Here is a 14877-nt window from a genome sequence, read left to right on the forward strand (position 1 = left end):
CTGGCAACGTTCTTCAAGTACCCGCCGGAGATCCGCAAGCTGATCTATACGACGAACATGATTGAAAGTTACCACCGCCAATTGCGCAAGGTAACCAAAGGCAAGAGCATCTTCCCGACAGACGAAGCCCTGCTCAAAATGCTTTATCTCGTAACGATGGACGTTACGCGCAAATGGACAGGACGAGTCCAAAATTGGGGCCAAATGCTACTGCAGTTCTCGGTCTTCTTCCCCGAGCGTATCGGCCAGCATCTGCCGTGAGGGTCAATCTCCCCCATGAGGGAGATTCTCTATAAAAGAGTTTACACAAAATTATTGACAGACCCGAATCCGGTGATGGTGAAACTTATTTTTACTTCTTCTGTTATTTTTTTGGTTTGAACTTAGCACTGTAGGCATTAACGGCCTCATCCTTCATAAGCCATCCGAACTTTTTGAGAAATTCTAACTTCTGCTCATCTGTAGCCCATTCTTGTAAAGCGTGCAGTACACCTGCAATGCGCTCATTCTCCTTACCATTAAAGAATTTTCTGCTGGGGCCTTGTTTAAACATTGCCGGAACACCATTCTTAATCTGTTTCCATACAGTAGATCCACCGGTAGTAGTCAAGTCATCTCCGACAAATCCATCAAATGCTCCTGAGGCTAATCTTTTTAACAGATTCTTTTCTTCACTCGTTAATGCCATAATCAATCCTCCCATTCTTCAACGGTAATATCCTCTGAATCATAAGCGCCCACAGGATACTCTCGAATCCACCCTTCAACTTTTATTACAATACCGCATTGAGGACACTCATAACTATTTTCAGAATTAAAGCTATACACAATATCCGGTCCCATACCATTTTCTCTCTCATCACTACTCTGGTCATACATGTAATCTTCCAAATCGACTTCATGCCCTTCACCACAGTATGGACACCGGATATTGCGGATTAGCGAAACTGAACGATAGCCATACATATCTTCGATATCGATGAATTTCTCGCCGGCAGCTTCCTTTTCAACAATAGCATTCCAGTAGCGGTCAGTTTCAAAAGTTTCAAACTCTGCATTGTAGTCAAGAAGTTCTGATAATAATGCCAATGAATTGCGTTTTCTGGCGATTTCGGCATCAATACTTTGTTTACGTGCGACAATCGCTTCTTTCAAAGTCCATTCGCCTTCCTGAAGCTTTCTTATGTCGCTGCATGTAAGTCCTGATTTTGTCAGCACTACAAGAAGTCTTTGTCCCCGTCAAGCACTTTTTTTTAAAAAGTTTCCCAGTTTTACTACTTCTATAAATTCTTATATTTCCCTCCAAGAAAAAGACATCATAAGAGTGCTGTCCACTAACGTTTACAAACGGTTGTGTTTCCTTGGATATAAATCCATCAGTATGTATTCCATATAATTGTACCTTCTTTTGTTTTGACGGATTGTAATATGAAGTGCGACAGCTAAAAACAAAGAAGCCCATGAATGGATTCGTGTAAAATGGGAGTTACCACACAACCATTTTCTACAGGAGAACCCAACATGAGCTACTCCCATCTTAGCATAATCGAGCGTGGACAACTAGAGACGTTGCATAAACTTGGCTGGTCCACGAGAGCCATTGGTCTGTATCTTGGTCGGCATCATTCTTCTATCGCCAGAGAACTTAAGCGAGGGCAAACGGATTCATGTTACGAAGCTGAGCCGGCACAAGAGGCCTATACGCGGCGGAGAGCTTCCTGCGTGCCAGTAGGCAAGTTCACTCCAGAGCTCGCCAGAGAGCTTCAGATGAAGCTAGAACTGACATGGTCGCCCGAGCAGATCGCGGAGAAACGGCGCTGTGAAGGCCAGGCATTCGTGTGCTTTAAAACGATCTACCGCTGGCTCTACGACGGTAAGCTAACGGTCTCTGAGTCGGAGGTGCTTCGTCACAGAGGGAAGCGGCGTAAGCCCATGGAAACGAGGGGGCGCTTCCTCGTCGGCACTCCAATCCGTCAGCGTCCCAAAGAAGTACTCAAGCGGACGACTTTCGGCCATTGGGAGCTGGATACAGTCGTGTCCAGCCGAGGGCAGAGCAAGGCTTGTGTGGCTACCTTCATCGAACGTAAGACGCGGCTCTACTTCGCCGTTAAAATGCCAGATCGCACAGCTCATTCGATGGAGATCGCCTTTGGAGTAGCGGCTAGTCAGTATCCAAAAAGGAACCTTCCAAACCGCAACAACCGATCGCGGCAAGGAATTTGCTTGCTATTCCGCTCTTGAGAACATTCACGATATCAAGGTCTACTTCGCAGATCCTTATTCTTCATGGCAGCGTGGTTCCAATGAGAATGCCAATGGGTTATTACGAGAGTTCTTCCCTAAGGGACACGATTTCGCCGCTGTCACAGACGAGGAACTTGCGGAGGCCATACGCCTCATCAACAACCGGCCTCGCAAATGCCTGAACTGGAAATCTGCTCACGAAGCATTCATGGACGAACTGTCGCACTTCGCTTGACAATCTGTCACAAATTAAATGTTTTTGTCAGAACAGTATCATTTCCAAACGTTATTAACTTTGTGACTTCAATCTCTACAGGGCTATTACTTGAGAGTACATATGCCGATTGAACTACCAGAGATACACCGGGTTTTATCTGCTTTTGTGCCAGTCCGGCATCATATACAGATTTATTCATTATAATAGCAGTATCAAGTTCCACACCGTCCTGAAAGGCGGTGACATTTGTTGAAGATAGGAACATCGCTGCATCCTCAGCGTTGTTTGTAAACTCAAAATTAACAACAATAGCCGGCGTACCATTGTAATCCTTTGTAAGGGTAGCATCCAAAATTTTGACGTGATAATCACCAATATTACCCTCGCCCGATGAGGCTAATTCCGATTGTGTGTATTCCTTGATAACAAGACTGTCCATAATCTGTTTTAGGGTTGAAGGAAGTAATTGCGAATCATCAGTTTCGGGAAATATAGCTTGTAGCATATATTCACTGTCACCATATATGAAATTAAATCCGCTTACTGAATTGATGACACCAGAATTATCTAGTTTCGCTTCATACTGTAGTACCGGAATTCCATTTATGTCTCTTCGTGCGACAACCTTGAAATCATCGTAGCTCGACTTCATCCTCTCCACTAACTTCATCTTCCCCACTAAAATATCCCAATTTTTATTAAGAATATCCTTATCAACTATCGGAGACGTATTTAATGATCCCACGATAATACCACCATTCTCTGTAACATCGTATGTGTTCATATCAGCATCACTTGTTTTTTTCCAAGATGAGGCGACACGATAACTAATGCGTCCCCTTGTTTCCTCTTTATCAAGTTGAAGTGATGCTTGTGTTGGATCATCTGTATGCACTGTCTCGCTCGACGTGCCGTTGCCGTCGCCAGTGAGGTCTGTTTGCACTGCCTCGCTCGACGTGTCGTTGCCTGCGCCAGTGAGGGCATTAATAATATTGGTTTCAAGCTCCGTTTGTTGGGATGCTTTAAGCTTGTTTGAAGTGCGAATAACAATCGTTCCTAACACTTTGTGTGAACCACTTGAAAAAGCAGTACCATCAAATTTCGCCAAATATTCGTTGCGTTTTTCTGCATCGGATTTATTCGCATATACCTCAATACTACCGCCGCCATCAGTTCCAGCTTTTATTGCGCTTTCATCGGTTTCATAGGTTACGAGCGATGACTTAAAAAACAAACTACCGGTATATCCCCCTTGTTTACCAAGTTGTTTATTTGGATCGTTGTCTTCGGTCACTATCTCGATTAATGTAATATTTTCAATGTCAGAAATAGCTTCCTTGACACTCTCAATCGAAGGATTGTTTGTTAGGTCGTTCTTTGAAGATGAGTTGCCGCAAGCGGTCAACAGCGAAAGTGCCAGTACAAATGCCAATACAATGACTAGGGTACGTATTTTCATTATCCTTCCTCCAACAAGCTAATATTAATTAAATTATTTCTTGTTATTAACCTTCAATGACATTGTATATATGAATGGTAATATTTACAACGACTTTACTACTCATCACTCAATTGCTCTTTGAGTTGTTGCTCAAATGTACGCTGGTTCTCAAGTAAAGATTCAACCGCTCCGGTCTGACATACTATTTCAGCAACTTCATGAAATCGATGCTCCAGTGCGGGTTGCATCCATGATGGACACGATTTGATCGACATAAAAATCCCCCCTCGGTAATCGTGTATAGCTGTTACCGTAGAAGGGGATGATGTTCCAGTATTTTTTAAGTCAATCTATTTAACGAATTTATTATTTAAGCGGAATCTGTTTTGAAGAGTCAAGTGCAAGCTCTAAGATTTTTTCGTTTCTGGACATACCATATGCAAATAAGCCAACTACCGCTATTGCACCAACACTCAATATTACAGCGGCTTTTCTATTAGCCTTAATCTTACCAAAAGGACCCTCATACTCAAAATCGTGTGCCTGACTTTCCATTTCTTCATCCCCCTAGGCTAGTTTTGGTTTAATTGCTCTATACAGCTTGTATGTAGCTTTAACAAATTGAATGAGCGAAACCAGAATTTCCAATATCTTCATCTACTATTCATCCTAATCATCAAGATTCTCATCCAATGCTTTCTCATAAAGCTTTTTTAAACCACTTGCCTTCAATACTGCCTTTATCATTACACCGAAGATAGGCGTAGCAGCAAGGACAATAAATATCCCCAATATAGCCAGCACTAGAGTCTTAGAAGGTGCAGTCTTACCACTTTCGATTAAAGTAATTGTCTGCCTAGACACTCCCACTTTTTTTGCCAAATCGTCTTGAGTCCATTTCATGACTTGCCGTAAAGTTTTAAGGTGGCGTGATAGGCTTTCGATGTCTTTTTGGTTAAGTTTCCCCGAAAGCATTTTAAGGTCTATACTTATCTCCAATTTTCGCATTACCACTATTTGTGATCCTCTCAATTGTGGTTTGATGGTTTTTTCATAGGGGAAGAGCTATTCACATGCAATGGGCAAATCCGATAAATTTTAAAATTGACAATCAAATCAATTTCAATTAATATTAGCTCAACAGATCTCGCCGAGCCTCTGCTTTGAAAAAAGCATGCGTAATACGGGCGAGCCATTTTTTTATATGGGAGTAATTCATGAGTGATGCTCAGAGTTAAGCCACCGCTACCTTATGACCAGCAATTAAATCGCTTCAAGGAGCGAGGATTAATTGTAGGTGATGATAGTGAAGCTATAGAAATTCTAAAACGAGTAAGCTATTATCGTCTAACTGCATATGCATTGACATTCAAAAATAATGATATTTTTACACCCGGAACTACGTTTGAAACCATATACCGCCATTACGAATTTGACAGTAAATTAAGAAATATCTTAATGGAAATAATAGAACATGTCGAAATAGCATTTAGAACCCATATCGCACATGAAATAGCTCATAATTTTGGACCATTAGGTTACCAAAATCCTTCTCATTTTAGAAATCTGATTAATCATGAAACGTTTATTAATGAGCTGACGAAATCAATTGATAAATCAAAAGATCCATTTATAGAATGGCATCGAACGCGCTACCAAGGGCAATTTCCTTCATGGGTTGCTTTTGAAGTATTAACATTTTCGTCAATTTCCATGCTTTTTAAAAACTTATTGCTCGACAATCAAAAAAGCATCGCTAAAACGTTCTATAGGGGTTTGGATTACACTTTAATATCTAATTGGTTGCATCTTTTGAGTGTTGTTAGAAACCGCTGCGCACACTACAGCAGGCTATTTAATCAGTCGCTAAATTTGGATATCAAATTTCGTTCAATCGATAGGAATTTGGATATAACTAACAGAACACTTTTTGCCGTCATATTCAACTTGAAGTACCTCATTAAGGATAGAACCTGGATCACTTGGGTCACTAAGCTAGAAACATTAATAGCAGAGTACAGAGAAGTAGATATTCGATTATTGGGATTTAATGAGGATTGGCACCGATTGTTAGAAAAAAAGTGAGTATGGACATTCAGTTTGAAAATGTGATCGGAATAAACACTTTAAATTGTTCATTCCGATCACATATTTTATACCTATATTTTATTCAAGCTTACTACTAGCTCTATCTTCCGCTTTACCACTATTTGTGATACGGTTCACCGTGAATAATCTTAAACAGCAGGATCATTACACCCGTATACTAATTCCTTGGAGTAATAAACATAAAGGAGACGCGAAATCGTACGCGTCCCCAATCCGTCCCCAAATACCTTCACTCATCACTCAAATCCCTTATAAATCAAGGAACAAACCGTCTCCACATGCAGCGTGTGGCGAAAACCGTATACGGTGAGCGCGCCTGGGGGATGATCTCGGCTAGATTGGGCAATAGTAATAATCGTTTTAAGTTCAACCGGAACTTTTGGTATAAAAAAGAAGATGAAGGCTATTCATTCAGACGATGGCTGATGGAGGCAAAGCAAGCCCGCGCAACTAGCGAAGACCGGTTCAAATCGTGGAACGAGGCAAGAGAATCTTTTCGCCAAGCATTGCAAACTGTGCAAAAACATCAAGCGAAGGCAGTCCGAGTATTTGGCTCGCTAAGGGAACATTCATTACAGGTAGAAGCATTAAATAAAAAGCGGATCGAACATAACGAGCTGGCAAGGCAACGGCAGCAAGCGTTGGAAGAGCATCAGCACCAAGAACGCATGCTATTCCGTTGTCAGGAAAGTGTGGCAGAGTGGAAAGAAATTACCGCAACGCTCGACAAGGTGAAGTATGGATTATGGGAGAGATTGTGGAAATACAAGGAGTTTAAAGCTCACCGTGCACGGTATCGGGAAGCGCATATCATGTTATCGGAGCAATTGCATGAACAAACGAAAGCCAATCACCGGTTAAATGAATTGCAGCAACGTATCAGGCAATGGGACTCTCGGCTTAATGACTCCACAGTGAAAATGAATGAATTGCAAGCCCGCGTTGATGAACTTCGACAATTCATTGACCAAGATAGAGAAAATACTGGAAGAGTTGTCATGGACGAAGCGTTCTGGGAGTTATCTCATGATGAGAAACAGAAGAGTACGCCGTGGATGACAAAGAAATGGGCGGTCGCCCGAGAACTGCTATTTTTGGAGGCGTTGCGGCTTCACGAGCAGTTTTTATTTGTTGCTCAGCCTCAAATCATTGGGAGCTTCTATGAGTTTCCGAACCTTAGAACCTTGTTCAACACGGAGGAGCCCGAGGTCATTCGCGCGATTTGGGACATATTCACCCTTGCTGTTCCTGTCGTATCCACCGCGTTTGCTTCTGTCCACTCTATGTTCCGGGGACTTGGAAAGGAATCTTTCGGGTGGCTATTCATTGACGAGGCAGGACAGGCAGTGCCGCAAGCAGCAGTTGGCGCCATATGGCGCGCTCAAAAAACGGTTGTTGTCGGCGACCCAAAACAAATCGAACCTGTCGTAACGCTACCTGAATCGATTTTCTCCAATCTGCAACAGCATTATGGCGTAAATGCTGCATATGCGTCTTCCAAAGCCTCCGTTCAAACGCTCGCGGATTCGGCGAATTCGCAAGGAACATGGCTGAAAGATAGTTGGCTTGGCAGTCCGTTATGGGTTCATCGCAGGTGTGATAATCCGATGTTCGATATTAGCAATGAGATTGCCTATTATAATCGGATGGTGCTCGATAAACGGCCGCCATCATCGGATATGTCGAGAACATTCGAAGATTTGGGTACAAGCCGCTGGATAGATGTGTGTGGAGAAGCATCCTCAAAACAGTATGTTCCGCAGCAGGGAATGGAGATCGTCCGTTTTGTCAACGAAGCATTTACCATTATGGCGGTGCAAAATGCGGAGAGTATGCTACCTGATTTGTTTGTCATCACGCCATTTACGGCAGTCAAACGAAACTTGATTGAATTGTTGAAACAACATTACCCGCATATTACGAAAGGTTACGTATCGAAGAGTGCGTATGTCAGATGGCTGTACCGCTCCGTCGGAACCGTACATACATTCCAAGGGAAAGAGGCGAATGTGGTTGTACTCTGTTTAGGAGCTGACCTTACGCAGAAACCTGCGGTTCAATGGGCAACGTTCGAACCAAATCTGCTAAATGTAGCCGTTTCTCGCGCCAAACATCGGCTTTACGTTGTGGGCGATAAGCGCCTTTGGATGCAGTATCCAAACGCTAAAGCGTTGGTGAACAGATTGTGACTGCTAAGTTCAAGCTTGAAATGAAAATTGAAGTACGCAGAAGCCACCACCAGATCTTTCGATAATGCGTGTTACGGATTTCATTCCCGATTGCGATGTGCCAGTACCTGTGACCCCCTTCGCCTGCACTGAATCACTTGCCAAAGGGTCAACCCAATTGCCGCCGCTGCTCCTTCAGAATTGGCCAATTGTCCGTCAAGGGACTCTTCTCCACAATTAGCTCCTTCAATTCTCTTTTCGTCAATGTCGCTGTCTTCTGTCTCTTGGTGACGCTATTTCAGAACAGTTACAAGGTGACATTATCACAGCACAACGAAAACACGATTCACGGAGTTCCGTTCACGGCGTTCCGTTCGTGCCAAATAAAGATTGACTTGAACGGGAATTTCAACTAATATAAATTACATGTTCATAAGGCGATGGAGTTCGCCATAAACCGCCGGTAACGGCTAATGACTCCTACCAGAATTCTTATTCTGGTAGGAGTTTGTCTTTTTATATGAATAGTTGGAAAGGCGGGGTTGATTTGATTTATGTGTATCTCGGTGTCGGCGGAACGCTCGGCGCTATTAGCCGCTATTCACTTGGCATATGGATAGGAGAACGTTTTGGACAAGCATTTCCGGTTCACACGCTAACGATTAATTTATTGGGTTGTTTCTTGCTTTCTCTCTTCTATACGCTGACCACGACAAGATATTTGGTACATCCGCACTTCCGCTCTTCTTTCGGAACAGGATTTGTTGGGTCGTTCACTACGTTTTCAACCTTTAGTTATGAAAATGTAACATTGCTTCAATCAGCACATTATGGATTAGCATTGCTCTACATTGCAGCAAGCCTGCTCGGCGGTTACCTGTTCACAAGCTTAGGTATACGCCTGGGTAACTATGAGAAAGGCAAAATCCAGCAGGAAGGTGAGTAAACGTTAATGGATATTTTATGGATAGGCATTGGTGGGTTTATTGGGGCGATTAGCCGATTTGTTGTCGTAAATGCGTTTAGTCAAGGATCAATATCATCGATTCCTTTCGGAACGTTGACTGTAAATCTGGCAGGCTCCTTTTTACTCGGCCTTTTGTATGGGCTGACTTTGAATTTACATCTTACCGCCCTTATGGGAACGGGCTTCTTAGGAGCCTTCACAACTTTTTCTACATTCCAGTACGAAATTGTACAGATCCGACGACTATATAATTGGCGCTCCGTTGTCTCTTATGTTTCTATCAGTGTGATTTCTGGAATTGCTTTCTGCGCATTAGGTTATGTACTCGGGCATTTGTGGACCTAGACGAACATCAGGAGGATTGCCGCTATGAATTATGCTGTGTTTCAATTCATTAACGATTTGTCAGGACATCTTGTTTGGCTCGATACGATTATGGTAATTGTAAGCAAATACGGTTTGGAGTTATTTGCTATCTGGCTTGGATTCGTGTGGATACATGGCGATGATCGAAGGAGACATATTGATGTGCAGTCGGGGTTCTCCGGGATACTGGCTTTGTTTCTGAATTATGTGATCGTTTGTAAGCCATTCGGTTCATTTACTGTTCCCTCACGCAGCGGATGAGCCCGGCTGAACGAATTGATTCCCTCCAAGCCGCTCATGGTCTATTGCCAAGTCGATTATCGCGGCAACGTGGCTACTCGAATCTTAAGACAGCATGGGTTTGACGCAGCTAACCTGACCGGCGGCTATAAATCCTTCGAGATTGCCTCCTTCCGCCCATCGGCATCGGAGTAAAAAGTGAGGCTTATGCAGAAAGAACCCTGCATGACAGAGTTCTTTCTGCATATTGACGTATTATTTGCTTTTATCGACGCAAGCAATGAGTCGTTTCTCGATATCCGTTGCAATCGCCATGAGATTGTCGTTTTCCACGAGGCCGGTCAGGGCCGTAGGTTTTGGGAGGCCAATCCGGGTTTTTTCCTTCTCCTCATAAACCGCGATCTTGCATGGAAGGAAATAGCCGACTAAGGAATTTTCAGATAACACGCGTTTGGCTTCGACGGGGTTGCAGACCTCCAGGATGTGAAAAGTTTGGTTGAAATCCACTCCCTTCTCCTGAAGTTTAGCCTTCATATCCAACTGCCAAAGCACGCCGAACTTTTCTTCCTTTAGGGCTTCCGTCAATTTCTCAATGGCTTGTTCCCGGCGTTTTCTCCGTTTCAACCGTGTAATGAAATGTCATTTTAATGTCCTCCCTTGTCATGCTTTCCGGGCAATCACGGCATATTGGACATCTGTCGGCCTAATGACCTCCATAATCGATTATCCATGCCGCTCCATGGATTGCTTCAATGCATCCGCGCTGATGCGATGATGGAGAGGAGGCCCTTGGAGCGTCTCTTTCTTCTCCCATTCAAGACATAGACAAATACCGCCGGATTTCAGGACACGATGCATTTCTGCAACGGCCTGATCGACGGTTTCTGCTTCATGGAGCACGAGGGATGCGAGCACCCGATCAACGGATTCCATTTCCAGCGGAATGTTTTCCAATTGTCCTTGCAGGGTCTGAATATTGTGCAGTTAACGCGCTTCCGCCTTGCCGCGGATGACATCCAGCATTCGCGGTTCGATATCGAGTGCGAATACGATACCGCTCGTTCGCTCCGCCGCTGGAAGCGTAAAATAACCGGTGCCGGCCCCCAAGTCCAGAAGCGAAAAAGGATCACGTAAATCGAGTTTATCAAGCATCGGCTCCGGAGGAGTGGCCGCTTTGCGTTCAGGACTCTCCAATTTCGCCATATGTTCCGGATTGAACCTTCGATCATGCATAGGGTCTCTCCTCCTTAGCAGTTCCATCCGTACTCTCCGGATTATGATTACCCATACGATTAAGGATTAACCCTCCCGTTCATCGCTTCGACACCGGGCCTGTCCAAGCACTGATACCACCACGCAAGTGAGCCAGCCGGGTAAAACCGTTCTTCATCAGAATCCGCGCTGCACTTTTGCTTCTCATGCCGCTTCGGCAATAGAGCAACAGATCCCGATCCTTGGGGATTTCGCCAAGCCGGCGATTCAACTGGGACAAAGGGATATTCTTCGCCCCTTGGATATGTCCTCCCTTGAACTCTCCCGCTTCGCGAACGTCAATAAGAACCGTTTGCTTGGACTCCTCAAGCTCTTGTTTGAAATTTGCCGCACTAAGCGTCTTTAGCCCTTTCGTCGGACCGAATCGGAAATAAAAGAATACGAGTACCAGAACGACGAGAATGATATTTACCCAAAGGTCGCTGTTCAACTAAAAAGGCCTCCTTTCGCCTTGGCTTTTATGCGCATCCTTTGCCTTCTCCGGTATATAACTTCCGGAAGCCGCGTCGTCTGAGGATTCGCGCGGCGGATCTTCGCTCGTAATCGCCATCCGCGATGATGAGAACGGAATCCTCCGGCGACAACTCCTTCTTCCAAAGCACCGGAAGCCGGCCTAAAGATATGTTAATGGAGCCATTCACGTGGCATGCTTCATAGTCCATGGCATCGCGAACGTCCAACAGTTTCATTTCAGAATTCCGGTCGATGGCTTCTTTCCATGATTGGGAATCCACCCAATTTAGCCCTTTGGCCGGCCAAATTCGGCGGAGTCCCCATGAAGCCAGAACAAGAACGACCAGAGCAAACACGATCGCCAACCTTCCTCCTCCTTTATTCGTTTAATCCCGAACCAGTTCGTCTGTCCAATTATTGAGTCCGCCCGTCATGTTAACGACGTTGTATCCTTGTTCGCTGAGCAGTTCGCATGCGAGTCCGCTCCGGTTGCCGCTTCTGCAAATCACGATGGTTTCGCGCTTGGGGTCCAGTTCGTTGCGACGTTCGCCCAATTGACCGAGGGGAATATGTTTGGCTCCGACTACATGTCCTTCCGCCCATTCCGCCGGTTCGCGTACATCCAGCAACATCAGGGACTCTCCTGATTTCAGACGAACTGCAACTTCTTGCGGAGTAATTTGCTTGGGAATCTTGAATGCCATGTTTGTTCTCTCCCTCAGATTGTTATTTGTTGCGTTTTATCGGCTCTTTACCAGAAGCTCCACAGCTTCTTTAACCATCTTTCCCGTATCGTTACCGGCGGCCTGTTCCGCCAGAATGCATTGCTGCAGATTCTCCGCAACGATCTGAGCGATAGCCTTGTCCGATGCATTGCGAACAGCGGACAACTGTGCAACGACTTCTTTGCAGCTCTTCCCTTCCTCCATCAGACGCAGCACCCCGCGAACTTGTCCTTCGATTCTGCGCAGCCGGGTTTTGATTTCTTCGCTGTATTCGTAGTTCAAAGTCCACATCTCCTTATACGTGTATGGGTATAGTATAAAGAAAAAAATAATAAGTTCATACCCGCTTGTTCAAATGAACAAGTTTACTTTGCCGTTCGCGGCGTCACCCAGATATGCGGCTACTCCTGCATACTCAAGACCATCGATCAATTCTTCCTGTTTCAGACCGAGCAAGTCCATCGTCATCGTACAGGCGACCATTTTCACTCCTTGTTCTTGAGCCAACTCAATCAACTCGGGCAGCGACAAGGCCTTGTGCTTTTTCATGACATGCTTGATCATCTGGGGTCCCAGGCCGCCGAAGTTCATTTTCGACAAGCCCAACTTCTTCGCGCCGCGCGGCATCATCCATCCGAAAGCTTTTTCAAGCAAGCCTTTGTTCGTTTTGATCGATTCGTCGCGGCGAAGCGCGTTTAATCCCCAGAACGTGAAGAAGATCGTCACTTCGTGATCATACGCCGCAGCTCCGTTCGCAATGATGAATGCCGCAATGGCTTTATCCAAATCGCCGCTGAAGAGCACGATTGTCGTTTTATTTTTTGCCATTTCCAACGTCACACACCTTCTCTCTCATGAATTTTACATATACCCCTATAGGTAGGGTAAAGGTCGATAAAATAGATTGCAACCCTTTTGCCGCGGCAAATATTTGCAGATACGATTTATCATTCACAAAATCGACGACCATAATTTAATGGCCGTGAGTACGATCAAGATGACCAAACCATATCGAAGCACCTTCACGTTGATTTTCGAACTGACCATCGTGCCGATCGGTGCTCCGATCAAACTGCCGGTGACGGTATATACCGTCGCCAACAGAGGGATATCGCCGCCCATGATTTTCCCGATGACGCCTCCGATGGCCGAAATGAAAACGATCGCGAGCGAGGACGCAATCGTTGTGTGCGTGGGAATTTTGAGAACGGTGAGCATAATGGGAATTAAGATAAATGCGCCGCCGGCCCCCACGATTCCGGAAACAATACCTAATACAAATGCCGCAGTAATGGCGATGATTTTGTTGAAACGGAGGGCGTCCTTTTCCTGTTGTTTCCCCCGGTTGGGAATGAGCATCAGCACGACGGCCAGTACCGCAAGGATGCCGTAAATCAGGTTGATGACATCCCCGTTCAACATACCCGAAACAAAGCCGCCGACCACGCTGCCGGCAAGAATGCTGCTTCCCATGTAAAGGACCAACTGTTTATTGACGACACCCGTTCCTCCCTTGTTGCTTTTTTTCCGGAACGCGATAACACCCGCAAGTGAAGCGAAAAAAACTTGGCACATGCTGATGGAGGAAACTTCGTGGGCGGTAAAGTGAGCCGCACCGAAAAGGGATGGAATATACAGTAGGAGGGGATAATTAATAATCGCGCCGCCAATACCGAGAAGCCCAGAAAAGAAAGAGCCGACCAGACCGATGAGCACCATGACAATGAGCAGTAAGAAATCCATGACATCCTCCTGTCGTAAAGTTTTCTATAAGGCGTGACATCAAGGTAGATACAAGTTATAATGAAATCCAAGTAAACTCATCACAAATAAGGTGATCCAACTGCTTCAACAATTAAAAAGCCTTTTCGAAGATAAATGCCCGGTGTGCAATCAAAAGTTGAAAGCGAAAAACGACATGGCATGCAGCACGAAAACTTGCCCCCAAGGGCATTATACCGAAGAAAGTTACTGTTCCCTTGGCGTCACTATCGTATATGACGAGGCGAAATAAGCGGGCCCTTCCGGGTCCCGCTTTTTTTTATACTTTGCGAACGTAAAATTTATAAACGCCGTCTTCTTCGACGTGCTGAATGAGTTCGTGGCTCGTCTGTTTGACCCACGCCTGAAAGTCTTTGACGGAGCCTTTGTCCGTAGACAGAATTTCCATGACTTGACCCGTCTGCAGGCTATCCAACGCTTTCTTTGCCTTGACGATCGGCATCGGGCAAGCCATACCTTTCGCATCCACCGTGATATTTGTATTCATATTCATGTTCCTGCCTTATTTATCATGCACCGCGCAGCGGTTTGGACCGATTTCCATCTCGCGCTGCTCGTCTTCGTTCGGTGTAATCTTACCCATGTTCGTTTGGCGAATCTCTTGATAGGCGTTCGGTTGAGGCGGCAAATTCACGGTTACCGTCCGCCCCTGAACCTCGATGACCTGCCCGGATTGCAGCTGATCCATCGCTTTTTTGGTTTTGACGATAGGCATCGGACAGGCCAAACCTTTGCAATCAAGCGTCTGATCGGCTTTGATTTCTGGATGTGCAGTCAAATCGCAACCCTCCTATATTGGTGTTTTTCCGGAGCTTACCTATCCTGTTCGAGTTTACCCAAATGATTTCAAAATCATCATTACGTATACCCCTATACGTATAATAAATCGCGTA

Annotated in this window: 21 protein-coding genes, 3 pseudogenes and 1 riboswitch; of the genes and pseudogenes, 8 read left to right on the forward strand and 16 right to left on the reverse strand. The window is 45.1% G+C overall.

What is annotated here, in order from left to right:
- Positions 1-261 (forward strand): transposase (locus H4Q31_RS02545; RefSeq protein WP_185177508.1); only part of this gene is annotated, 261 nt, incomplete at its 5' end.
- Between the two features lie 103 nt (positions 262-364).
- Here H4Q31_RS02545 and H4Q31_RS02550 read toward each other — a convergent pair.
- Both H4Q31_RS02550 and H4Q31_RS02555 read right to left on the reverse strand, forming a co-directional pair.
- Positions 365-688 (reverse strand): hypothetical protein, encoded by a 324-nt coding sequence (locus H4Q31_RS02550; protein ID WP_185177509.1) that lies wholly within the window; start codon positions 686-688, stop codon positions 365-367.
- Between the two features lie 2 nt (positions 689-690).
- Positions 691-1155 (reverse strand): hypothetical protein, encoded by a 465-nt coding sequence (locus tag H4Q31_RS02555; RefSeq protein WP_185177510.1) that lies wholly within the window; start codon positions 1153-1155, stop codon positions 691-693.
- Positions 1156-1521: 366 nt separating this feature from the next.
- Between H4Q31_RS02555 and H4Q31_RS02560 the strand changes: the two are divergent.
- Positions 1522-2479: pseudogene (locus tag H4Q31_RS02560) on the forward strand (IS30 family transposase).
- A gap of 7 nt (positions 2480-2486) precedes the next feature.
- Here H4Q31_RS02560 and H4Q31_RS02565 read toward each other — a convergent pair.
- The 4 genes from H4Q31_RS02565 to H4Q31_RS02580 all read right to left on the reverse strand — a co-directional run bounded on the left by H4Q31_RS02565 (position 2487) and on the right by H4Q31_RS02580 (position 4910).
- On the reverse strand, positions 2487-3920 hold the full coding sequence (locus tag H4Q31_RS02565) for a DUF5067 domain-containing protein (protein ID WP_185177511.1): 1434 nt from the start codon (positions 3918-3920) through the stop codon (positions 2487-2489).
- A 98-nt stretch (positions 3921-4018) separates the two neighbouring features.
- Positions 4019-4177 carry a hypothetical protein gene (locus tag H4Q31_RS02570; RefSeq protein WP_185177512.1) on the reverse strand — a complete coding sequence of 53 codons (159 nt, stop codon included), beginning with the start codon at positions 4175-4177 and terminating at the stop codon, positions 4019-4021.
- A gap of 91 nt (positions 4178-4268) precedes the next feature.
- Positions 4269-4457: a hypothetical protein gene (locus tag H4Q31_RS02575; RefSeq protein ID WP_185177513.1), complete on the reverse strand. Its 189-nt coding sequence runs from the start codon at positions 4455-4457 to the stop codon at positions 4269-4271.
- A 114-nt stretch (positions 4458-4571) separates the two neighbouring features.
- Entirely contained in the window at positions 4572-4910 is a 339-nt protein-coding gene (locus H4Q31_RS02580; RefSeq protein ID WP_245347210.1) for a helix-turn-helix transcriptional regulator, read from the reverse strand.
- 216 nt (positions 4911-5126) lie between these two features.
- On the opposite strand from H4Q31_RS02580, the gene H4Q31_RS02585 reads away from it, so the two are divergent.
- From H4Q31_RS02585 to H4Q31_RS21870, 6 genes are all read left to right on the forward strand, one after another.
- Entirely contained in the window at positions 5127-5987 is an 861-nt protein-coding gene (locus H4Q31_RS02585) for an Abi family protein (RefSeq protein WP_245347222.1), read from the forward strand.
- A gap of 302 nt (positions 5988-6289) precedes the next feature.
- Positions 6290-8200, forward strand: coding sequence for a DEAD/DEAH box helicase (locus tag H4Q31_RS02590; RefSeq protein WP_185177515.1), 1911 nt, complete (start codon positions 6290-6292; stop codon positions 8198-8200).
- 406 nt (positions 8201-8606) lie between these two features.
- A riboswitch (Fluoride riboswitch) is annotated at positions 8607-8669 on the forward strand.
- 30 nt (positions 8670-8699) lie between these two features.
- Positions 8700-9125 (forward strand): fluoride efflux transporter CrcB, encoded by a 426-nt coding sequence (crcB, locus tag H4Q31_RS02595; protein WP_185177516.1) that lies wholly within the window; start codon positions 8700-8702, stop codon positions 9123-9125.
- A 6-nt stretch (positions 9126-9131) separates the two neighbouring features.
- The gene (locus H4Q31_RS02600) at positions 9132-9491 is read left to right on the forward strand and encodes a fluoride efflux transporter FluC (protein ID WP_185177517.1); all 360 of its coding nucleotides are present in this window, start codon (positions 9132-9134) and stop codon (positions 9489-9491) included.
- A gap of 24 nt (positions 9492-9515) precedes the next feature.
- The gene (locus H4Q31_RS02605; RefSeq protein ID WP_185177518.1) at positions 9516-9773 is read left to right on the forward strand and encodes a phosphatase PAP2 family protein; all 258 of its coding nucleotides are present in this window, start codon (positions 9516-9518) and stop codon (positions 9771-9773) included.
- A 15-nt stretch (positions 9774-9788) separates the two neighbouring features.
- The gene (locus H4Q31_RS21870; RefSeq protein WP_338043641.1) at positions 9789-9947 is read left to right on the forward strand and encodes a rhodanese-like domain-containing protein; all 159 of its coding nucleotides are present in this window, start codon (positions 9789-9791) and stop codon (positions 9945-9947) included.
- A gap of 60 nt (positions 9948-10007) precedes the next feature.
- On the opposite strand, the pseudogene H4Q31_RS02610 reads toward H4Q31_RS21870, so the two are convergent.
- The 10 genes and pseudogenes from H4Q31_RS02610 to H4Q31_RS21880 all read right to left on the reverse strand — a co-directional run bounded on the left by H4Q31_RS02610 (position 10008) and on the right by H4Q31_RS21880 (position 14762).
- Positions 10008-10395 (reverse strand): annotated as a pseudogene (locus tag H4Q31_RS02610) (DUF302 domain-containing protein).
- 80 nt (positions 10396-10475) lie between these two features.
- Positions 10476-11012 (reverse strand): annotated as a pseudogene (locus H4Q31_RS21505) (class I SAM-dependent methyltransferase).
- A 52-nt stretch (positions 11013-11064) separates the two neighbouring features.
- Positions 11065-11454, reverse strand: coding sequence for a rhodanese-like domain-containing protein (locus H4Q31_RS02625; RefSeq protein ID WP_185177521.1), 390 nt, complete (start codon positions 11452-11454; stop codon positions 11065-11067).
- 28 nt (positions 11455-11482) lie between these two features.
- Positions 11483-11833 (reverse strand): rhodanese-like domain-containing protein, encoded by a 351-nt coding sequence (locus H4Q31_RS21875; RefSeq protein WP_376698201.1) that lies wholly within the window; start codon positions 11831-11833, stop codon positions 11483-11485.
- A gap of 30 nt (positions 11834-11863) precedes the next feature.
- Positions 11864-12181, reverse strand: coding sequence for a rhodanese-like domain-containing protein (locus H4Q31_RS02635; protein WP_185177523.1), 318 nt, complete (start codon positions 12179-12181; stop codon positions 11864-11866).
- Between the two features lie 36 nt (positions 12182-12217).
- On the reverse strand, positions 12218-12484 hold the full coding sequence (locus H4Q31_RS02640) for a metal-sensitive transcriptional regulator (RefSeq protein WP_185177524.1): 267 nt from the start codon (positions 12482-12484) through the stop codon (positions 12218-12220).
- Between the two features lie 69 nt (positions 12485-12553).
- Positions 12554-13030 carry a DsrE/DsrF/DrsH-like family protein gene (locus tag H4Q31_RS02645; protein WP_185177581.1) on the reverse strand — a complete coding sequence of 159 codons (477 nt, stop codon included), beginning with the start codon at positions 13028-13030 and terminating at the stop codon, positions 12554-12556.
- A 123-nt stretch (positions 13031-13153) separates the two neighbouring features.
- A complete protein-coding gene (locus tag H4Q31_RS02650; protein ID WP_185177525.1) occupies positions 13154-13945 on the reverse strand; it encodes a sulfite exporter TauE/SafE family protein in 792 nt (263 codons plus the stop codon).
- Positions 13946-14243: 298 nt separating this feature from the next.
- Positions 14244-14471 (reverse strand): sulfurtransferase TusA family protein, encoded by a 228-nt coding sequence (locus H4Q31_RS02655; protein WP_185177526.1) that lies wholly within the window; start codon positions 14469-14471, stop codon positions 14244-14246.
- A 15-nt stretch (positions 14472-14486) separates the two neighbouring features.
- On the reverse strand, positions 14487-14762 hold the full coding sequence (locus tag H4Q31_RS21880; protein ID WP_185177527.1) for a sulfurtransferase TusA family protein: 276 nt from the start codon (positions 14760-14762) through the stop codon (positions 14487-14489).
- Positions 14763-14877: the final 115 nt, after the last annotated feature.

Origin of the sequence: Cohnella lubricantis (genome assembly GCF_014212015.1) — a bacterium.
Taxonomy (GTDB): Bacteria; Bacillota; Bacilli; order Paenibacillales; family Paenibacillaceae; genus Cohnella; species Cohnella lubricantis.